Origin of the sequence: Ralstonia insidiosa (assembly GCF_008801405.1) — a bacterium.
Taxonomy (GTDB): Bacteria; Pseudomonadota; Gammaproteobacteria; order Burkholderiales; family Burkholderiaceae; genus Ralstonia; species Ralstonia insidiosa.
Map to the genome: position 1 here is coordinate 486,296 of NZ_VZPV01000002.1, position 20,172 is coordinate 506,467.

General features: G+C 64.6%; 21 protein-coding genes. 8 read left to right on the plus strand and 13 right to left on the minus strand.

The features are described 5' to 3' along the window. Both F7R11_RS18955 and F7R11_RS18960 read right to left on the minus strand, forming a co-directional pair. The gene (locus tag F7R11_RS18955; protein WP_064808757.1) at positions 1 to 852 is read right to left on the minus strand and encodes a c-type cytochrome; all 852 of its coding nucleotides are present in this window, start codon (positions 850 to 852) and stop codon (positions 1 to 3) included. A gap of 81 nt (positions 853 to 933) precedes the next feature. Beyond that, the gene (locus F7R11_RS18960) at positions 934 to 2,271 is read right to left on the minus strand and encodes an aminotransferase-like domain-containing protein (protein WP_064808755.1); all 1,338 of its coding nucleotides are present in this window, start codon (positions 2,269 to 2,271) and stop codon (positions 934 to 936) included. Positions 2,272 to 2,385: 114 nt separating this feature from the next. Between F7R11_RS18960 and F7R11_RS18965 the strand changes: the two genes are divergently transcribed. Further along, positions 2,386 to 2,988 carry a DJ-1/PfpI family protein gene (locus F7R11_RS18965; protein WP_064808753.1) on the plus strand — a complete coding sequence of 201 codons (603 nt, stop codon included), beginning with the start codon at positions 2,386 to 2,388 and terminating at the stop codon, positions 2,986 to 2,988. Positions 2,989 to 2,998: 10 nt separating this feature from the next. On the opposite strand, the gene F7R11_RS18970 is transcribed toward F7R11_RS18965, so the two are convergent. Both F7R11_RS18970 and F7R11_RS18975 read right to left on the minus strand, forming a co-directional pair. Then, a complete protein-coding gene (locus tag F7R11_RS18970) occupies positions 2,999 to 3,808 on the minus strand; it encodes a 5'-methylthioadenosine/adenosylhomocysteine nucleosidase (RefSeq protein ID WP_064808751.1) in 810 nt (269 codons plus the stop codon). 86 nt (positions 3,809 to 3,894) lie between these two features. Continuing rightward, a complete protein-coding gene (locus F7R11_RS18975) occupies positions 3,895 to 4,581 on the minus strand; it encodes a DJ-1/PfpI family protein (protein WP_064808749.1) in 687 nt (228 codons plus the stop codon). A 144-nt stretch (positions 4,582 to 4,725) separates the two neighbouring features. Between F7R11_RS18975 and F7R11_RS18980 the strand changes: the two genes are divergently transcribed. Continuing rightward, positions 4,726 to 5,661 carry a GlxA family transcriptional regulator gene (locus F7R11_RS18980; protein WP_048933782.1) on the plus strand — a complete coding sequence of 312 codons (936 nt, stop codon included), beginning with the start codon at positions 4,726 to 4,728 and terminating at the stop codon, positions 5,659 to 5,661. A 110-nt stretch (positions 5,662 to 5,771) separates the two neighbouring features. Then, on the plus strand, positions 5,772 to 5,954 hold the full coding sequence (locus tag F7R11_RS18985; RefSeq protein ID WP_151180546.1) for a hypothetical protein: 183 nt from the start codon (positions 5,772 to 5,774) through the stop codon (positions 5,952 to 5,954). Between the two features lie 23 nt (positions 5,955 to 5,977). Here the strand turns inward: F7R11_RS18985 and F7R11_RS18990 are convergent, their stop codons facing one another. Beyond that, positions 5,978 to 6,637, minus strand: coding sequence for a helix-turn-helix transcriptional regulator (locus tag F7R11_RS18990; protein ID WP_231973328.1), 660 nt, complete (start codon positions 6,635 to 6,637; stop codon positions 5,978 to 5,980). A gap of 183 nt (positions 6,638 to 6,820) precedes the next feature. Here F7R11_RS18990 and F7R11_RS18995 point away from each other — a divergent pair, with 183 nt between their 5' ends. Continuing rightward, entirely contained in the window at positions 6,821 to 8,677 is a 1,857-nt protein-coding gene (locus F7R11_RS18995; protein WP_064808745.1) for a bifunctional helix-turn-helix transcriptional regulator/alpha/beta hydrolase, read from the plus strand. 14 nt (positions 8,678 to 8,691) lie between these two features. On the opposite strand, the gene F7R11_RS19000 is transcribed toward F7R11_RS18995, so the two are convergent. The 3 genes from F7R11_RS19000 to F7R11_RS19010 all read right to left on the minus strand — a co-directional run bounded on the left by F7R11_RS19000 (position 8,692) and on the right by F7R11_RS19010 (position 11,627). After that, a complete protein-coding gene (locus F7R11_RS19000; RefSeq protein ID WP_064808743.1) occupies positions 8,692 to 9,678 on the minus strand; it encodes a threo-3-hydroxy-L-aspartate ammonia-lyase in 987 nt (328 codons plus the stop codon). Next, the gene (locus F7R11_RS19005; RefSeq protein ID WP_064808740.1) at positions 9,675 to 10,589 is read right to left on the minus strand and encodes an amino acid ABC transporter substrate-binding protein; all 915 of its coding nucleotides are present in this window, start codon (positions 10,587 to 10,589) and stop codon (positions 9,675 to 9,677) included. Before F7R11_RS19005 ends, F7R11_RS19000 begins: the two co-directional genes overlap by 4 nt. A 123-nt stretch (positions 10,590 to 10,712) precedes the next feature. Then, positions 10,713 to 11,627 (minus strand): DMT family transporter, encoded by a 915-nt coding sequence (locus tag F7R11_RS19010; protein ID WP_064808738.1) that lies wholly within the window; start codon positions 11,625 to 11,627, stop codon positions 10,713 to 10,715. Positions 11,628 to 11,902: 275 nt separating this feature from the next. On the opposite strand from F7R11_RS19010, the gene F7R11_RS19015 reads away from it, so the two are divergent. Next, a complete protein-coding gene (locus tag F7R11_RS19015) occupies positions 11,903 to 13,306 on the plus strand; it encodes a sensor domain-containing diguanylate cyclase (protein WP_231973326.1) in 1,404 nt (467 codons plus the stop codon). Between the two features lie 48 nt (positions 13,307 to 13,354). On the opposite strand, the gene F7R11_RS19020 is transcribed toward F7R11_RS19015, so the two are convergent. The 5 genes from F7R11_RS19020 to F7R11_RS19040 form a co-directional block, all read right to left on the minus strand. Continuing rightward, complete coding sequence (locus tag F7R11_RS19020) at positions 13,355 to 13,834, minus strand: hypothetical protein (protein WP_064808734.1); 480 nt, start codon at positions 13,832 to 13,834, stop codon at positions 13,355 to 13,357. A gap of 5 nt (positions 13,835 to 13,839) precedes the next feature. Next, positions 13,840 to 15,390: a tetratricopeptide repeat protein gene (locus F7R11_RS19025; protein ID WP_064808732.1), complete on the minus strand. Its 1,551-nt coding sequence runs from the start codon at positions 15,388 to 15,390 to the stop codon at positions 13,840 to 13,842. Between the two features lie 55 nt (positions 15,391 to 15,445). After that, a complete protein-coding gene (locus F7R11_RS19030; RefSeq protein WP_064808729.1) occupies positions 15,446 to 16,294 on the minus strand; it encodes a hypothetical protein in 849 nt (282 codons plus the stop codon). Between the two features lie 36 nt (positions 16,295 to 16,330). Then, the gene (locus F7R11_RS19035; protein WP_064808727.1) at positions 16,331 to 16,933 is read right to left on the minus strand and encodes a hypothetical protein; all 603 of its coding nucleotides are present in this window, start codon (positions 16,931 to 16,933) and stop codon (positions 16,331 to 16,333) included. Positions 16,934 to 17,061: 128 nt separating this feature from the next. Then, the gene (locus F7R11_RS19040) at positions 17,062 to 17,523 is read right to left on the minus strand and encodes a GFA family protein (protein ID WP_064808725.1); all 462 of its coding nucleotides are present in this window, start codon (positions 17,521 to 17,523) and stop codon (positions 17,062 to 17,064) included. Between the two features lie 164 nt (positions 17,524 to 17,687). Between F7R11_RS19040 and F7R11_RS19045 the strand changes: the two genes are divergently transcribed. The 3 genes from F7R11_RS19045 to F7R11_RS19055 all read left to right on the plus strand — a co-directional run bounded on the left by F7R11_RS19045 (position 17,688) and on the right by F7R11_RS19055 (position 20,111). After that, positions 17,688 to 18,431, plus strand: coding sequence for an alpha/beta hydrolase family protein (locus F7R11_RS19045; protein ID WP_064809121.1), 744 nt, complete (start codon positions 17,688 to 17,690; stop codon positions 18,429 to 18,431). Between the two features lie 41 nt (positions 18,432 to 18,472). Then, positions 18,473 to 19,480, plus strand: coding sequence for a serine hydrolase domain-containing protein (locus F7R11_RS19050; RefSeq protein ID WP_064808723.1), 1,008 nt, complete (start codon positions 18,473 to 18,475; stop codon positions 19,478 to 19,480). Positions 19,481 to 19,559: 79 nt separating this feature from the next. Further along, complete coding sequence (locus F7R11_RS19055; protein WP_151180547.1) at positions 19,560 to 20,111, plus strand: invasion associated locus B family protein; 552 nt, start codon at positions 19,560 to 19,562, stop codon at positions 20,109 to 20,111. Positions 20,112 to 20,172: the final 61 nt, after the last annotated feature.

Below are 20,172 nucleotides of genomic sequence, written 5' to 3' on the forward strand. Positions count from 1 at the left end.
TCAATGCGCGGCAGCTGCCTTGCGATGCGCCATGTGGTGGAAGTACGCCAGTAGGTCATTGAGCTGCGCCTCGGACAGCGTCTTCTCATCAATGGACGACATGCGCGCATTCGGCCACCAGCGTAGCGACTGCGGATCGCGGATAAGGTGGCGCAGCTTCTCGTCTCCGAGATACTCCACCGGGCTGTAGGGCACGTTCAGATCGGGGCCCAACTGAGCATCGCCCGCGCGGTTGAGCGTGTGACAAGAGAAACAGACGCGCTGGAAGGTGGCAAAGCCACGCATGACAGGGCCATCTGCAGGCAACCCGGCTGCGGGCCGGATAGCCGCAAAGCGCTCCTGCGGCTGCGCGGCCACGTCAATGCGCACGATGTTGTACGTCCACAGGCTTTCATTCACCACGGAGGCCTTGGCCGGCGGCGCCGTCCAGATCAGGCGGAACGGCCCGATGTCCTGACCCTTGAGCGTCGGCCACGGGGTGTCCGGGTCTTCCACGGCGAGCCAGGCGCGCGGCCCGTCGGGGCGATCAGCCAGCAGCAGGCGCATCGGCAGATGCGATACGTAGCCGTCGCTGGCGACAGTGGTGGCGCTGGCATCCGGGCTGGTCGGCTGGCCCTTGAAGAATTCCGTCACGGGGACGGCCTTGAAGGTCAGGCGGCGCTTCAGGTTTTGGTCTTCCACGGTAACGTCGGTCAGGTGCGGGTTGTGCAGCAGTGCTTCGCGCGTCCACATGCGCGGCTGCGCGCCAACGGCAACCGTCAACGTAGCAAACTCGGCCGCGTACGCCGTGCCGCTCAGCGTTGCGCAGGCGCAGATCACCCATCCTGCCAGTGTCACAAGCCAGTGCTTCATGTGTTCTCCCATCGGTCAAGCCTTCGGATGTCGTTGTTGGGTGTGAGTGTATTCAAGCTGGCAGACATGGGTTGCGCACTTTCATCGGTCAATCTGTTCCTCAATGCGCTGCCTGACGACGTGCAGCACGGCCTGCAACCGGTCAAGCGCCACAGAACCCAGCGCCAGGCGCACGGCATGCGGCACCTGCTTCGATGTCGCAAAGGGTTCTGCCGTGGAGACGGAAATGCCGTCTGCCTGCAGAACTGCCGCAACATGGTCTGCGCGCACTTCCGGCGGCAAGACCAGCCAGACAAAATACGACGCCGGATGGCTGATGAGCGTCAGCCCGGCCAGGGCCTTGCGGGCGATGGCCTGACGTTCAGCCGCATCGCGCCGCTTCTCAGCCTCCAGGCGGTTCACGGTGCCGTCGTCCAGCCACGCGCACGCCAGGGCCGTGACGACCGCGGGCGTGTTCCAGGTGGTGGCGCGAATCGCGCGTTCGAGCTTGTGCACCCAGGCCGCCGGTGCCGCAACAAAACCAAAGCGCAGGCCCGTGGCCACGCTCTTGGACAGCCCCGATACGTAGACCGTCGCCTCCGGCGCAAGCGCTGCCAATGGCGTAGGCGCATCCTCTGCAAGGAAGGCGTAGGCGGCATCCTCAATCACGATCAACCCGTGTCGACGCACGATGGCGGCCAGCCGGCGCCGCCAGGCAATGCCGCTGACCCAGCCGAGCGGATTGTGCAGCGTGGGCATGACATAAACGGCGCGAACACGGCGGCGCGTGCACACGCGCTCCAGCGCATCCAGATCCATGCCCTGCCCCGCTGCGGGAACCGGCGCCAGCTCCAGATGCAGCATCTCGGCCAGCACCTTGAAGCCCGGGTAGGTCAACGCGTCCACGGCCACCACATCGCCCGGTTTCAGCAGCGCCATGACCGTCACGGCCAGCCCGTGCTGCGCACCATCGACGATCAGCACGTTGTCCGGCTCGAGCGTCAGGCCCTTGCGTGCAAGGTGCCGCGCAACACAAGCACGCTCGTGCGGCCGGCCGCCGTGCGGGGCATAGCGCAACAGCGCTTCAAGATCGCCCTGGGCCGCCAGTTGCCGCAACGCACGGCTCAACAGTTGGGCCTGCCCCGGCAGCGACGGGTAGTTGAAGTTCAGATCCACTACCCCCGCCGCCACGGCCTGCTGATCGACCCCCAGGCCACGCGGCAGCACGGCTTCGCGCACAAAGGTGCCGCGGCCCACCTCGCCGCTCACCAGCCCCATTGCTTCGAGTTCGGCATACACGCGCGTGGCCGTTACCAGCGCAATGCCGTGGTGTTCCGCCAGCCGGCGGTGCGTAGGCAGGCGCGTGCCGGGCAGCAGATCCCCCGAACGGATCTGTGCGGCCAGTGCATCGACCAATGGCTGATAGCGGGCTTGCGTCATTGCTGGGAGTACCGGATGTACTAAGGACAATTTTTTGATTGTATTGCCATCGCACCCTAGCATGCCCCACATACCCCACCCAATCGGGCCCTGGCCCGCACATTCAGGACTGCCATGCACATCGCCATCCTTACCTTTGACGGATTCAACGAGCTGGACTCACTCATCGCCCTGGGCGTGCTCAACCGCATCAAGAAGCCTGACTGGCGCGTGACGCTGTGCTGTCCGCAGGCGCAGGTCACGTCGATGAACGGTGTGACGGTCCATGCGCAATCGCTGCTGGAAGAGGCGCGCACGGCAGATGCCGTCCTGGTCGGCAGCGGCGTGCGCACGCGTGAGGTCGTCGCCGATGCGGGGTTGATGGCGCGCCTGGCGCTCGACCCCGCGCGTCAGCTGATTGGCGCGCAGTGCTCGGGCACGCTGGTCCTTGCCAAGCTGGGCTTGGTCGGCAACGTGCCGGCATGCACGGACTTGACGACCAAACCCTGGGTGCAGGAGGCGGGGGTGGAAGTGTTGAACCAGCCGTTCTATGCAAGCGGCAACGTGGCGACGGCAGGCGGGTGTTTTTCTTCACCGTACCTGGCAGCGTGGGTCATTGCGCGCACCGAAGGCCTGGAAGCCGCCACTGCAGCGCTGCACTATGTGGCGCCCGTGGGCGAGAAAGAAGCGTATGTGGAGAACGCCCTGAAGAACCTCGTGCCGTACTTGCACGGGTAGTCCGTGTAACTTAGCGGCGCGCCACCCCAACCAGCCATTGGCGCAGGATTGCCACGCTGTAGCGCGAATCCACCTCCGCAATGAATTGCGCAAAGTCCACGCTGGCCGCATCGTCTGCGCGGTCGGAAATCGTGCGGATGGCGGCAAACGGCACGCCCCACTCGTGGCAGATCTGCGCCACTGCGGCGCCTTCCATTTCAACGGCCAGCGCGTCGGGCAGGGCTGCCCGCAACGCAGCGCTTTCGGCTGAGGTGGAAACAAAGCGGTCCCCGCTGATGATGAGACCGGCGTATGCCTGCGGCGCGGCAATGCCGAACGCCTCCATGACCGGCTGCCCCAGCAAACCGAGCGGATCGGCCAGCACGGCACGGGCGCTTTCGAGCAACCCTTGGGCCAGCGCGGCATCGGCCTGAAAGCGCGCCACGCCCGTCAGCGGAATCTCCCAACGCGGGAACAGCGGCGAGGCATCGACGTCATGCTGCAGCAGTTCGGACGACACCACCACATCGCCCACCGCCACCCCGGGTGCCAGCGCACCGGCCACGCCGGCAAACACCACCGCCCGCACACCAAACTGTGCAACCAGCATGGTTGCGGTGGAGGCTGCCGCCACCTTGCCGACGCGCGACAGCACCACCACCACGGCCTGGCCATCCAGCTCGCCCGTCCAGAAATCCCGGCTGCCGACATGCACGGCGCGTGCGCCAGACAGCAGCGTCAGCAGCTCGTTGATCTCTTCATGCAGCGCGGCCACGATGCCAATGGGACCACTGGGGCCACCGGGGCCGTTGGCGTTCAGGTTCAGGGACGGTGTGTTCATGTGCGGTGCGGCGCGCCGATTGCGGCGGCAATGACATCGGGAAAGGACGCCATTGTCGCCGCAATCGGCACGTACACCTTACACATTCAGAGCAGTTGGGCTGCCTTCTGCACCGCTGCGTGGCGATCCGCGCGCAGGGTATTCAGGCGCGTCTTCACAGCTGTGAGGACTTGCGGCGCGGCCAGCTCGGGGCGTCCGCACTCGAACGGCGGCGCCGGTGCGTACTCGATGCCGAGTTGCACTGACTGCGCATACTCGGCGCCGGCAATGTCGGCCATGACAGTGAGCGCCATGTCGATGCCCGCCGTCACGCCGCCGCCGGTGATGAGGTTGCCGTCACGCACCACGCGGCTCTCGTCCACAGTGGCACCGAAGGGCGGCAGCAGATCACGCCACGCCCAATGGCAGGCCGCACGCTTGCCTTGCAACAAACCAGCCGCACCCAGCACGAGCGAGCCGCTACACACCGAGGTGACATAGCGCGAGCCATCCGCCAGCCGGCGCACTTCACGCACGAAGTCGGCATCGGCCATGGCTTCGATCACGCCAAAGCCGCCGGGTATGCAGATGAGATCGGCGCGCTCAATGTCAGCCAGACGCTGCACATTCGTGATGGTGAGGCCGCCATCTGCGCGGATCTCTCCGCCACGCGCCGATGCCATCACGCACTGCGCGCCGGGCAGGCGCCAGAACACCTCGTCGGGGCCGGTGAAATCCAGCTGGGTAACGCGATCGAACAGAGCAAACACAACGATGAAGGGGGAAGCACTCATGACACGAATCTCCTGTTGGGTGAGTTAACGCTTGGGTTGACGGTTCACAGCATCGCGCTCTATCGTGTTGGCAGCAATGTCATGCTTCCCGCATTTCCTGCCATCCGCACCCACCTGCTACACACCTGAGACCCACCCGCCGCCATGCCCCATCGCATTGCCGTTCTTGTGTTTCCTGACTTCCAGGTGCTCGACGCCGCCGGGCCGGTGGCCGCATTCGAGGTGGCCAGCCGCTACCGGGATGACCACTACGCCCTGCGGGTCGTGGCCGCACAGCCCGGCCTGGTACGCAGTTCGGCGGGCGCGCTCTGGGCCGCCGAGGCGCTGCCGCCCGCAAGTCAGGTCGACACCCTGCTCGTGGCCGGCGGCGATGGCGTGGACGCCGCCATGCTGGATGCACGCACGCGCCGTTTCGTGCAGCGCTGCGCGGCACGTGGCGCACGCGTGGCCAGCGTGTGCTCAGGCAGCCTGCTGCTGGCGTCCACGGGCTTGCTGGACGGCCGGCGCGCCACCACGCACTGGTGCCGCAGCGAGCAGTTCGCGCGCGACTTCCCGCAGGTGCAACTGGAGGCCGACCACATCTACGTGAACGACGGCCGCTTCTGGACCAGCGCGGGCATCAGCGCCGGTATCGACCTCGCACTCGCGGTCATTGCTGACGACCTGGGCGAGCGCGTGGCACGCGCGGTGGCACGGCAGTTGGTCGTCTACTACCGGCGCCCCGGCGGGCAATCGCAGTTCTCGGCGCTCAACGAAATGGACTCCGCCCGCGGCCGCTTCAAACCGCTGCTGGACCACGTGCGCCGCAACCTGGGCGCACCCCACCGCGTGGGCGACCTGGCCGAACACGCCTGCATGAGCCCGCGCCACTTCGCACGCGCCTTCCAGGCCGAGACGGGCCTCACCCCAGCCAAGGCTGTCGAGAAGCTGCGTGTGGAGGCCGCCCGCGCCGCGCTGGAGAGCGGCGCCACATCCATGCAGCGCGTGGCGAACGAATGCGGATTTGGCGATACGGAACGGATGCGCCGCAGCTTTCAGCGTTTGTTGGGCATGCCGCCGTCGGTGTTGCGGGCGCGGTAGCACCGTCTGAGGCGAGAAGAAATATGGCGTGCAGCTCGTACAGGTCGTGCGCCACAGGGCAACGGCATTTCAATGCGTAGTTCCTGGCGCTGGTGATCCAGGTGCTGATCGTGGGTGTCCGCGATGTCACCGCGTTGCTGCCCCACCGCGCGGCCGAGACGGATCTCTACGCCGCCAAGAAGTACGGACGCAACCGTGTGAAGGCTGCGCAGCTAGGCGAGCACAAGACGCTGCCGACACCACAAGCGCTGGCGACCGCGGACCCTGCTTGTACGGCAACGCCCCTCGCCTGACGGCGCGCCGGCCAACCTACGCCCTACGCCAGCACCGCCAGCTTCACCAGATCCACGATCCGGTTGCACCGCATCTTCCCCTTCATGCTGGTGATGTGCGATCGCACGGTGTGCTCCGACACGCCGTTCTGCGTTGCAAGTTCTGACGGTGCCAGCCCGGCCACCAGCCCTGCCAGCACCTTCGCCTCGGTTTTTGTGATCTCGAACGCGGTGATCAGGTTGTCGGCATCGGCCTGCTTGAGCGCGCTGTTGCGGCGCATCCGCACGAACACGAGCGGCGCGTCCGATGGAAACAGCTGCGGATTGGCGGGGGCCATGTCCAGGCTCAGGGTCTCACCCCAGGCGAGTGAGACCGTCATCTTTGCGCGACACCCGGTGTGCAAGGTGGTCGCCATCACCTTGGCCAGGTGATTCAGCACCGACGGGCTCGGGTGCCAGAGCCTGTCATGCCGGACCCGCAGGCCACACCGGTTGTCGAGCAATGACCTGGCCAATGCGGATGCATGCACGACCGCGCCGCCTTCCGACAACAGCAGCACCGCCTCATCTATGGCAGAAAACGCGTCTTCCAGCAGGCGGAGCATCTGCGTGGCGGGCGAATCGGCCCACGCGGGCATTGGCCAGCCGCCGCGCTGCGGCGCTTGCGTGCTGGGCGTGGCACCGCCCACCAACAGATTCGTCATGTGGCCTCCCCAGACCCTGTCGTGCATGCCGTTGTGCATTCGGTTGAGGCTCATGGTGGACGGTGCACCGGCAAGATGCATCACCCGTTCGGGGTATGCGTTGCTTGCCTGGGCCGTGTCATGATCGGCCCCGGTATTGCTTGGCTATTACTCGATTCTGGTCATGCCACGCGGGAGGCGCCGATGCGCGAGACAGTGGATATTCCGGCGGAAGCGCTCTCCAGGCTCATTGGCCTGATTTACGGCGCCGCCAGCGACGACGACCTGTGGCCCAGCCTGCTGCAGGCCATGGCCGACTTCCTGATGCAGAGCGGCGCGCAGGACGCACGGCCCGTCTCGACCGCTGAGACCGATGCCATCGTCGCCAGCTGGTTTGGTGACACCAGCAGCCCGCTGCCGAGCACTGCCAGCGCGGCGGAACAGCAGGTGTTCCAACTGCTCGCGCCGCATTTCGTGCGCGCGTGGGACATGCGCCAGACCCAGGCCGATGCAGAAACGCATCGCCGGATCAGTGACTCCGTATTGGACCGCCTGCCGGTGGGCGTGGCGCTGGTGGAAGACACCGGCGCCGTGGTCAGCATGAACCGCGCGCTGCGGCTGATTCTGGACAACAACGACGGCCTGGTACTCGTTGCCGGGCGCATGGAATCCCGCCCAAGAAAGCTGTTGGAAGATGCGCTGCGTGAAGTGGCCGCGGTGGCCTCGGTGGCCTCGGTGGCATCGACCGCCGCACACGCAGGCACCCGCACGGCATTCCGCCTGGAGCAGGCCGCCGGGCCGCTGTCCGTGCTCGTCAGCAAGCTGCAGCCGACCAACGAGAGCACCCCGCTGGCAATGCTGTGGGTGGCGAGCGCCGACGTGCCGCTGGTGCCCGAAGGCGGCCTGCGTGAACTGTTTGGGCTGACCGCCGCAGAAGCGCGGCTTGCCCAGCGGCTGGTGCGCGGGCTCACGCTGGAAGAATCCGCGCAGGATCTGGGCACCACCACCAACACCGCCAAGACGCAGCTGAAGGCCATCTTTGCCAAGGTGGGCGTACGCCGCCAGCCAGAGCTGGTGCAGGCCATCTGGTCAACGCCGCTGTGGCTCGACCAGGGTGGCGGCCAACCCAATCGCTTATCGCTCGGCAAGCACGCCACACTCGCGCCCACACCCCGCACATCCGCAGGAGACGGCCGCATGGTTCTGCCCGATGGCCGCGCACTGGCGTGGTCAGACAGCGGCGACCCGGATGGGCTGCCCGTGATCCAGATGCATGGCCTGTCTTGCTCGCGGCACTTGCGGCATCCGGACGATGCGCTGCTGCGGGAGGCGTCGATCCGCCTCATCATTCCCGAGCGGCCGGGCACGGGCGACTCGGACCCGATGCCCGGGCGCAAGGTGGCCGACTGGCCGGCTGACGTGCAAGCGCTGGCCGACCATCTCAAGCTCGATCGCTTTGCCGTGCTGGGGTACTCGGCCGGCATGCCCTACGCGTTTGCCACCGCACAGGCGATGCCCGAACGCGTGAGCGCCGTCTTCATTGTGGCAGCCACGCCCCCGGTTGAACGCGTGGACGACATCAAGGCCTACTCGGCGCACTTCCGCATGGCGCTCATGGTGGCGCGCTACATGCCGAACCTGTTGCCGCCGCTGCTGCACGTGGTGGTGCGCAGCATCCGCAAGGATGTCTACCGTTACATCGAATCCATCTTGAAATCCATGCCCGACGTGGACCAGCAAGTCTTCCGGCAAGCCGCGTTTCGCGAAAACTACGCGCAAGAGTTGCTGGCCGGCGTCAAACACGGCGGCCAGCATTTTGTGGTCGAGACACTACTGAACGTGCACGGCTGGCAGGTCGACGGCCACCGCTTTGCCATGCCGGTTGAATTCTTTCACGGCGCGCTGGATTGGCACGTATCCGTCAACGCTGCGCGCAGGCTGGTCCAGCGCATTCCGGGGGCGCAGTTACATGAGGTGGAGGATGGTGGCCACTTTTTGATCTACTCACATTGGCGGAACATCCTGCGCGCCATGCAGGCGCGGCTGTCCTGCATCGCCTGATGCAGCCGCAGTGCCTAAGCTTCCTGCAGCAGGCCGAGGTAGCGCGGCAGATCAATGTTGCCGCCCGTCACGATCACGCCAATGCGCGCCCCCTTGATGGGCAATCCGCCATAGCGGGCAGCAGCTAGGCCAAGACATGCGGTGGGCTCCACCACCAGCTTCATGGCCTGCGCAAAGCGGCGCATGCACGCCACCAGCATCGCGTCTTCCACGGAAACGATCTCTGTCACACCGCGCTGCAATAGCGCGAACGTCAGCGCACCGAGATGCTGTGCGCGCGCACCGTCCGCTATCGTGTCTGGCGGGTCGATATGCACGATGTGGCCGGCTTGCAATGACTGCCGGCCGTGGTTGCCCGTCACCGGCTCCGCCCCATACACCTTGCAGGCCGGCGCCAACGCAGCGGTCACCAGTGTTGCGCCGCCGAGCAACCCACCACCGCCCTGGCTGGCAAAGATGGCATCCAGCGGCCCCACCTCGTCGATCAACTCGCGCGTGACGGTGGCCTGGCCGGCAATGACGTCGGCATGGTCATAGGGCGGAATGAGCGTCAGGCCGTGCGCTTCAGACAGTTCACGTGTGATGGCTTCCCGGTCATCGGTACGCCGATCGTAGAAGACGATGTGCGCACCGCAATGCCGCGCCGCATCCACCTTGCTGGCCTGGGCATCGTGCGGCATGACCACGGTGACGGGAATGCCAAGCATCTGACCGGCCAGCGCCATGCCCAACGCATGGTTGCCACCCGAAAATGCCACCGCGCCACGCTTGCGCTGCCCGGCGTCAAAGCGCGCCAGTGCGTTGAACGCGCCCCGAAACTTGAACGCCCCGGTGCGCTGCAGGTTCTCGCACTTGAAGTAGACCTGCGCCCCAACCCAGGCATCCATCTCGGGGGAACGCAGCACCGGGGTGCGCAGCGCATGGCCGGCCAGGCGTGCGCTGGCGGCTTCCACATCGTTCCAATCCGGCAGCACGGGGGCTGTTGCGGCAACAGCGGTCACTCAACCGCCTCGTCCGACGGATGCTTCCATGCGGCCAGCACTTCTGGCGTCGGCGTCAAACCCAGAACAATGCCGCGCGCGCCAATCGGCTGCTGGAACCAGCGCTTCTGCAGCGCAAGCACATCTGGGCTGGCGAACAGCGCGGCCAGTGTCTGGTCGACCAACGCCTTCCATTGCACATCGGCCTTGGACAGCATCAGCGCGTTCCGCTCCACCGACAGCGTGGGGCCGACCACCTCGTATTGCGCCGGCGTCTTTGCGTTGGCGCGCAGGCCATAGAGCACCACATCGTCAAGCACGAACGCCTGCGCACGCCCCGTGTCGAGCATCAGGAACGATTCAACGTGGTCCTTGGCATAGACCTCGCGATAGCCGTACTGATCCTTGAGGCGACGCACGTGGCGATCGCTGGTGGAGCCGGCACTGGTCACCACGGTCTTGCCGCGCATGTCGTCAAACGACTGAATACCCGAATCCGTACGCACCAGCATGCGCACCGCCGAGACGTAGTACGCCAGGCTGAAATCCACCTGCTTCTTGCGCTCGGCCGTAATGGTGTTGGGCGCGCAATCAATGGCGACCAACCCGTTGACCACTGCCGGCACGCGGCTCTGCGCGGTCAGCGGCAACCAGCGTACTTTCAGTTCCGGCAGATTGAGGCGGCGCTGCGCCGCTTCGGCCACGCGCAGGCACAGGTCCACCGCATAACCGGCGGGCTGGCCCTTGGCGTCAGAAAACGAGAACGGCACCGCGCCTTCGCGGTACCCCAGGGTGATGGTGCCGGACTGGCGAATCTGGTCAAGAACGGGCGTCGGGCTCTGGGCCTGCGCCGGTGTGGCCACCGCAATCGACAGCGGCAGCAGCAGCGCGGCAAGTGCGCGCGAAACGATCGGCAATGCGGAAGACGACATGGTGATCCTTGACGAAAGCGGCAAGGATAGTCACCTGCCCCGTGGGCGCGAACGATCGATTGGCTATATGAGCATCCTGTGGCCGGGCATGTGCATATACGTCGTTCGCATATGCGCGTGGCGTTAGCTGCCCGACGATGCCGGCGATGCAGCGGACGACAGCGCCATCGCCATGCGCCGCTCCCGCGCCGCCACCCAGGTGCCCGCCGCCCCGCACATCGCAATGGCCAGGATGCCCGCCACTGACCAGCCATCCGGCACATGCGAGAAGACCAGCCAGCCGCCAATCATGGCAAAGCCGATCTGCATGTAGAGGTAAGGCGTGAGCATTGCCACCGGCGCGCGGGTGTACGCCAGGATGAGCAGGGCATGGCCGGCCGAACTGACAACGCCCATCAGGATCAGCAGCAGCCACCACGTCCACTCCAGCGCCTGCCAGCCGAAGGGCAGCGCAAAGGTCAGGCACAGCGTGCCGACGGCGCCCGTATAGAAGTGGGTCGTGCCTGCCTCGTCCACGTTGGCCAGCCGGCTGGTGACAATCTGGAAGCCGGTGTTGGCAGCCACCAGCCCCAGTGGCAGCAGCATGCTCCAGCCAAAGGTGCCGCCGCCGGGCCGGAGCACCATCATGGCGCCAAGAAACCCGCCCGCCATGAACACCCAGCGCACGGCGGAGACCTGCTCGCCCAGCAGCAGGGCCGCCACCAGGGTGATGACCAGCGGGGTCAGCATCACGATGGCCGTCACCTCGCCCACCGGCATCTGCCGCAGGCTCAGGAACGCAAACAGGCTGACCGACAGCAACAGCACCCCGCGCAGCACCTGCAGCCAGGGCCGGCGCGTACGCAGCAAGGAGCGCCCCCTGCTGGGCAGCAGTGTCACGCCCGTCGTGACCGTTTGGAACAGGTAGCGGAACCAGAGCGCCATGGCCACCGGCACGGTGGTGCTGACATATTTGGTGAGTGTGTCGAACGCGGCAAAGAGCGCGACCGCTGCAATCAGAAAAGCGATCCCCTGCAGAGGGTGTTGGGCACGACGCAAGGTGGTCGACTCCGAGAGCGGGCTGGGTGGGTGTGTCGCTGGTGCGACGCATCATACGCCCACCCTCATGCGCTTTGCCCGTGCATCACGTTGTGCGTTGACATCGGCCACCCGCGTGACTATCACCGATAAGTGGGAATCGACGACACGCAAGGCTCTTGGGGGAACAGACACCCCCGCACAGCGATAGCCGCGCGATGCAACAAGACGAGTGACGCAGTCACCGCTGCAAGGGGGCCATTTTGAGATCGGCACATCTTGAAGTGCAGCCGGGCTTGTTGCTGAGCCTGTCACCGGGGCGAAGGACCTATCTGACGGCACAGGCAGTGGCCCTGCTGTCGCTGGTGGTCTTCATCTCTGCTCTGCCATTTGCCAAGGTGCAGTTGGCACAGTTGCCCTCGTTCATCCCCACGTACGAATCAGCGCTCATTCTCAATGACCTGATTACAGCCGTCCTGCTGTTCGGGCAATTTGCCATCACACGTTCACGCGCCATGCTGGCGCTGGCCTGCGGCTACTTGTTTACGGCAACCACTGCCGTCGGCCACCTGCTGTCGTTCCCCGGGCTGTTTGCACACGGTGGCCTGCTGGGCGCAGGGCCGCAAAGCACCGCCTGGATCTATATGTTCTGGCATGCGGGCTTTCCATTGTTCGTGATCGTGTATGCCGTGCTGAAAGTGCGTGAAGACCGGGAGCCCGATCGGTATATCGAAACCCCGCTCACGCGCGGGACCGTCCTGCTCGTCATCACTGCCGTGCTGGCAGCCTCCGCCGCGTGCGTGGCACTGGCCACAGCGGGCGAACACCTGCTGCCGGCCTTCATGGTGGGCAATCGTTATGGACCCGCACAAATGGCGGTGGCCGGTACAACATGGCTGATCTGCATGGTCGCTCTGATCGTGCTGTGGCGTTGCAAGCCGCACCTGACCATCGACGTCTGGCTGATGGTGGTGCTGTGCGTGTGGCTTTGCGACGTCGCGCTCAGCGCCGTGCTCAACGCCGGGCGCTACGACCTCGGCTTCTACGTCGGGCGCGCGTTCGGGTTGCTGGGCGCGAGCTTCGTCCTGTTGCTGTTGCTGATCGAGAACAGCGTCCTGCACTCGCGCTTGGCTGCTGCCCGCGCAGAACTCAAACGCCTGGCCGCCACCGACCCGCTCACCGGCATCCCCAACCGCCGTGCCTTTGAAGCTGCCCTGAGCGAAGCCTGGCGGCATGGTGCGCATTGGGAAGCACCGCTGTCGCTGCTGACCATCGACATCGACGTCTTCAAAGACTTCAACGAGCGCTACGGCCCGATCCTGGGCGACCAATGCCTGACCACCGTTGCGCAGTGTCTAGCCAAACAGATGCGGCGCGAGGCCGACCTCGTCGCCCGTTACAACGGCGATGCGTTTGCCGTGCTGCTGCCGAACATCGACATGGCAACGGCAGCAAAAACCGCGCAGCGCCTGTGCGACGCTGTGGCCGCGCTGGCCATTCCGCACGCAAGCTCCAGCGTGGCAGGCTACGTGACCGTGAGCGTGGGGGTGGCGAGCGGATGGGCGCAGGAGGGTGTGTTGCCGCAGGTGCTCACCAAGGTGGCGGACAGCGCGCTGCAGATGGCCAAGGGGGATGGGGGGAACCGCGTGGTGGTGGTGCCGGTGCCTGCGCAGTTGGGGCGAGGGGTGGTGGCGGTGTAGGGCCGTCGAACCCGTCTCACAGGACCCGCCGAAGTGCACCGCACTCCATCAATGCGCCGCGATCACACGCACCGTCGCCCAATCCAACCGCAAGAGGCCGACCGAAATTGCGGGTCCACCGGCAGGCAGCAGACAGTACTCAGTACCGCCCGGCGCATAGCCCAACGCGGTCCAGTCCAGTGAAAGCAGTTTGCCCCATTGAAAGTCCTGCGATTTAATAGCCGCCCGCAGAGCGTCACTTGTCGCCAACTCCGACCGGATCGGCTGGCTCTGCAAATACTCGATGACACCCTGCTCCGTGTTAATCAGCGGCGTCACAATCCTGACCAGATAGGGGTCCCTCGGCGGAAAGCTCCTCGTCAAGCCAGTGACCGTTGCTGAGCCATCGCTTTGCTCGATCTCGATCTGTTGTTGCGTATCGACCCAGTCATTGTTCAGCCAATCATAGGTAACGCCATCACGCGGCACCATGATCAATGCCGACTCAAATTCGAGCTTCAGCGTGCCCAGATCAATCGAGTACATCATTTGACTCACATCCCTGGCGCAAATGGGGCATTCAGATTGAAAACACCCAGCCCGACATAGCCCGGCAGTTCTGCCTCGACCGGCAGGTCCTGCCCTACCCGCCATGTCCGTGTGATGTGGCTGACGCGCATACGCTGGTCGTACGAGAGGCCGAGCTCACCGTCCTGGTAATGCTGCTTGGCGAACTCGTACCCCCGTTCAGCCGAGATGGCCTGCCATAAGAAGCCACGGAACGGATCGCGCCTGACGCCTTTACCGTCGTAGTACGCTGAACCAAGGCTGTACTGCGCCTTGGCGTGGCCGGCAATTGCCGCCAGACGCAGCCATTTGATAGCGGCCACGTAGTCGGCCGGCGCGTACTTGCCCCCGAGGTACACACCACCGGCCGCAGCCCGCGCGTCAAGATCACCCTGCTCCGCTGCGCTCAGCAGCCAGCGCATGCCGATGGCACTGTCCTTCTCAACGCCACGCCCGATCAGGTAGTACCGTCCCACCTCCCGCTGCCCTTGCACATCGCCATGTTCGGCGGCCTTCTTGTGCCAAGCGAAAGCCTTGGCGTCATCTTTCTCAACCCCTTTGCCTTCTGCATATAGGAACCCGATACCAGCTTCACCGGCCGGTGCGCCGGCTTCCGCCGCCTTGGTGTACCACCGCATTGACGCTTGGAAATCCGGTTTGCCGTCAATGCCCTTGTAGGTCAGATAGCCGAGTTCAGCGTACGCAGCTGGGTCACCAAGATCGCCAGCCTTACGCAGCAACTCGAACGCTTTCGCACCATCCACCTTGACACCGCCGAGCCCTTCTCCATAGATGGTGCCCAAGCGGGTCTGCGCGTACACGACACCCTGCTCGGCAGCCTTCTGATACAGCACAAATGCGCGCTGCAGGTCGACGGGCACGTGACGGCCGGTCTCGTAGAGTGCCCCCAAGTTGTATGTGGCGTAAGCCAGCCCGCCATCGGCAGCCTGCTGGTACAGGCGCAAGGCTTTGTCCACATCGCTCGGCACCCCCAGCCCAAAGTCATACAGATAAGCGAGCCCATTCAATGCACAGACGTTGTGCTGATCAGCGGATCGTTGATACCAATGCGCAGCCTGAACATAGTCGACGGGAACGCCGTACCCGTACAAATACATGGTGCCGAGACCGTATTGCGCCTGTGCATCGCCTTCCTGCGCGTGCTTGCGGTACAACACCAGTGCCTTTGCGTAGCCCTCCGGGCCGGGCTGCCGCATGACGTAGAACCCGGCGAGCCCGTTGTCGCCCAGCGCGGGGTTCGTTTTCGCCAGCTTGCTGAACGTCTCCATTGCGGCCTTGTCGTCTCGTGGCATGCCGAGCCCATACATCATCAGCGTACCCAGGCTTGCTTGGGCTCGCGCGTCTCCATGCTTGGCTAGCGGCTGGAGTTCCGCCACGGCTTCGCCATAGCGTTGCTGCCGCATCGCTTGTTCAGCGCTTTTCATATCAGCATTGGCCGACAGGGCCAAACCGCACAGCACGGCGGCGGCAACCACGCCCGCGCCGGACACAATGAAGGAAGAACGAGGCTTAAGCATGGACTCAGTTGGTGATCTGCAGATGGGCGATTTCGCCAGCACGCGCGTGCTGCGCTCAGCGGTAGTCCGGCCAGGAAAGTGGCTTCGTCGGCTCTGGCGGCTTTGGCTGTTTTGGTTCGACGACCTGACCCTTGCGCAGCATCCACACAGCAAGCAGACCGAACAGAACCTGCATCGTGTTGATCACCTTAAGGTCGATGACGTATTCACGGTAGCCCGGCCCGAGCAGACGGACCAACGGCGATGCATACGGCAGGTACCCCAGTACAGTGGCAGCCATGATCACAACCGACACCATCAACCCCATGCCGAAGGCCCAGGCCCGTTTGTCCTTGGGCATCAAGCCCGCCCCTATCACCAGCCCGAGCAGCGCGCCAAGAAACGACACCCCTGGGCGGTGGAACACCGTAAGCATCCACCCGAGCCGCAGCGTGACGCCCTGATAGCTGATGGTGAACACGATGGCGGATACCGCCAGGATGGCGATGGCAAAGAAGGTGCGCTTGGGAGGCATCGCAGACACAGCCGGCGCGTCCGTCAAATAGCGGGTGCCCAAGCGACTCAGCAAGATTGCGCTTGTCGCCGCGAGCACGGGCACAGCGCTCAGTGCCAACACCCAAGGCTGGAGCACGAAGTACGCAATCACGGCAACAACCGCGGCCGATACATAGAGCGTGCGCCCCCATGCACGCCTGCGCAGCAACGCAGCGCCAGCAACCAACGCGGCAAGCGACCATAGCAATGCAACCGCCCACACCCAACGCTGCTTGGCCGGATAGGCGGCAAACACCTGCTCCCATTCGCCCCGGTACCCGATGAGGTAGGTCGCAATTGAAACCAGGGAAAGCGCCGCCGACAAGGTCAGCGCGTAAATGGCAATCCGGACTGTGGTGTGGCGCCGCATGGGTGATTCTCTTGTTGCATACCTTCAATCATCGGCTTACGCCGGCGTACAGTACTTGCCGTACGGCGTGCGATCTGTGATGGAGCGCTTGCTTGGCCTCTCCACCCGGAGCGTTGCCGCGCGATTCACCTGAATCTTCGATTCGACGGCATTTCCTGCACCCGCCAGGGCTTTGGCGTACTCATCCAGAATATCGGCATAGCCAGCCGGTGCTCTGGACGCAGCCCCGTCCTTGTCGAGCTCAGGCAACGCGCGCTCAAAGTACTCCACAGACTGCGCGAACTTCTTCTGATCCAGGCTCAACCTGGCCAGTTCGACCAAGGACAGATACAGCGGTTGACCTGCCTGCTTGTCGAATTCATAGGCGGCATTGAGCTCGTGCTCTGACTGATCAAAGAAGCACGTCACGCCCAGTGAGCGTCCGTACTCGTAGTGCAGGATCCCTCTGCGGCCGGCAGGCAACCCAGCCTGATCAGCATTGACGCTTGCGCGTGCATAGGCCCGGCGTGCGGTATCCCAGTCACCACGCGCTTGAGCTGCCGCCCCTTGCACCATGTAGTTGTTCGATATGCGCTCCTCGACAGCGGAGGCGCATCCGGCCAGCAATACGACCACGAGTAATGCGCTGACTGACTTCATTCTGTTTTTTGATCCTGTGCGGAACACGGTGTGAGAAATGGCAACGCTTTTAGCACGGGCGCGCGCCCAGCGTCATCCCCCGATGCGTTGGATACACAACGCGTTGGCATGGATCACAGCAGTAGGGCCTAGCCCAGCCCCCGAGCCACCCGCCACAACCGCACCAACTCCCCCTGCTCTGCCGGATACGTCTCAAACTGCGCCACCCCAGGCGGGATGAGAAACCACGGCTGCTTGCTGCGCGTATACACATGCGCGACGGGCACGAAGGCTTGCTGATGCTCCAGCGTGCCGGGCCGGAGCAGGGCGATATCCGGCTTATCCAGCGGCTCGGCCCATAGGCGCGTGTCGCAACGCGGGCAGATGCGGGCGCGCCGAGTATGGCCGTTGCCGAGGTCGAACTCGGCGAGTGGTGCGTGGCCTTCGAGAATCTCCAGATCCGTACGCCGGACCCACATCACGGGGAGTGCCGCGCCGCCAGTACGGCGCTGGCACATGGTGCAATGGCAGACGTAGAACGTGAGCGGATCGGCAATGAGCTGGTACTTGACGTTGCCGCACAGGCAACTGCCTGGATAGGGTGGGTGCATGTTGGACTCACGTGGAGCGTGACATCGACACAGGCTGGCAGCAGAATCGCGCGAACGTATCGGTCGTATCGGTCACGATTGCTTCAATCCAATGTCCAATAGATAGGGAGGCCCACTTGCAACCGCCCAACAACGCCGACGATCTCATGGCGACGCAGCCGTTCATGATAGTGGACCTCCCCGGCCTTGGCCGCCTCTACGAGCCCCCTGGCAATACCCGCGTGCCCCATGTGCTGGTGCTGCACGGATCGGAGGGCGCGTGGTCTGGCTTTGCACACCTGCAAGCCGCCGGCTTTGCTGCCAGGGGTATTGCGGCACTGCCGTTTGGGTACAGCGTGGGCGGCAACGGCTGGAACGCGGGCCAGATCGAGAACGTGCCCATCGACAGAACCGCCGCCGCGTTGGATGCATTACGCAGCCGCCCAAGAACGACCGGCAAGGTCGGGGCTTACGGCGCATCACGCGGGGCTGAGCACGCGCTCTTGCTCGCGGTGCTGATGGCCACCGACGGCACGATGCGCGCGCCCGACGCGGTTGCAGTCCATGCCGCGCCCGACGTCATCTGTGGCGCGTTCAACGCTAAAGAATGGCGAGACTCCGGTGACCCAGGCTGGCAAGCGTGGGACCCGGCACGACGCGCCTGGACGTGGAAGGGCACATCGGAAAGCCTGCTCCCAACACAGCCCATCGAGATTGAACGGTACCCCGGCCCGCTGCTCATCAGTGCCGCCGGGAACGACACCACGTGGTCTTCCGCCATGAGCTGGCGACTTGCCGACCGGTATGCCACCGGGGGCCGCGTTGCCGAGCTGTTGGCGTTTCCCGGAGAGGACCATATCTTGTCTGCAGAGGCCACGATGGTTCGCGATGCACGGCTGTCGGCGTTCTTTGCCGAGCATCTGGCGTAACGACAATGCACGCCCCCGCCCCCACGGACCCCGGCCCTGCGATGACCACCCTGGACGCATGGCTCGAAGCAACGACGGCTACCGGCACCATCCCCGGCGTGTCGATCGCCACCCTGCGATCGGGCAACGTCATCACGGAACGTTGCTTCGGGATTCGAGGCACGCACGACCCAAGCCCCGTCGACGCGCAGACCGTGTTCGAGGCTGCCTCACTCACCAAGCCGTTGGTGTCCTTCATTGCCTTGCAGCTTGTTGACGAGGGATTGCTGGATCTGGATATGCCGCTGCAGGATCTCTGCGGCGAATACGTGCCCAACGACACCCGCGCCCACCGCATCACGAGCCGGCACGTGCTGACGCACACCAGCGGACTGCCCAACATCGTGCGCGAAGCCGCGCCTTTGCAGACCTACTTCACGCCTGGTAAGCGTTTCAGCTATGGCAGCAGCGCATTCGCCTGGCTACAGCGCGCGATGCAGACCGTCGCAGATCGCCCGCTGGAAGCGCTGGCCCGGGACCGGGTTTTTGCGCCGCTTGGCATGGCGCACTCAAGCCTGGAATGGCAAGACCGCTTTGCCGCCAATCACGCCCAAGGGCACGAGTGGGAGGGCGAACCCGTGCCCAAGCGCCGTGTGGAAGCGGCGCAAGCATCGTGGTCGCTGCTGACCACCGCATCGGACTACCTGCGCTTTGTCCGCGCTGTGCTGCATGCGGAGGGACTCTCCAGCCGTTCTCACGCGCAGTGGTTTGCACCCGCGGTGCAAGTACGCCAGGGTGACAACGCTGAAGACTTGTCAGGCGCCAATCCACCCGACCCGAACGTGGCCTGGGGACTGGGCTGGGGGTTGGAGCCGGCGCAGCAGTGCTTCTTCCATTGGGGGCACAGCCCCGGTTTCCGCGCTTACGTGGTCGGCAACCGCGCGACTCGGGATGCGGTGGTGTGGCTTGCCAATTCCGCACGCGGTTTGCGACTGGCGCATACCGTGCTTCCGGAGACGGTGCCCGGAGAACACCCCTCCGTGCAGTGGTTGCAGATTGGGAAGTTGTGAGTCCGTAACCCAATCCTTCGCGTCGTCGGTCTAAGATCCACGGCACAACAACATTGCACGTTTCGGGGGGCGAAACTTGATGCAAAAGATCATCTCTCTAGTCTTGGCCTGCGCTTGCGCCATGAGCCAGGCGGCATTCGCGCAGACCACAACCGAGCTGGCCAGCACGGAGCCCGTTATCAAGGCCAACCACGACTACTGGGCACTCGATGGGCTAAGCGCGCGCATGCACAAGGCGACGGCCGTCACGCTGTACCTGACCGACCCCGGCATGCTGCCGCTCAGGGCCATGGACGAAGACCGCCTGAAGCAAGCTGGCTGCGAATACGCCACTGAAGACACGGCGCTCATTGCCAAGCTCGTGCAAGCCGTGGACAGCGCCGGCTTGCGCCACGCTACGTTCTCGCCGCAGTTCGAGCCACGGGAAGCGATCTATCTGACGCTGAGCGGCGGCGGCCAGATTCGGCTCTTGCTTGAGAAGCCCTACTCGGAGCAAGCGGCACTGCTCGGCCGCGTAGATGACCAACCGGTGACTGTGAACAAGGGCCTTGTCGAAGCGCTGTACCAATGGGCGGCCAATGTGAGGCGCGTTGGCAAGTGCGAGCACTTTGTCGGCAAGTACCGGGGTTAGGGATGCATTGAGGGTGGGGATTGAGCAGTTGCAGCAGTGCACACCGTTTTGGGGGTTTACA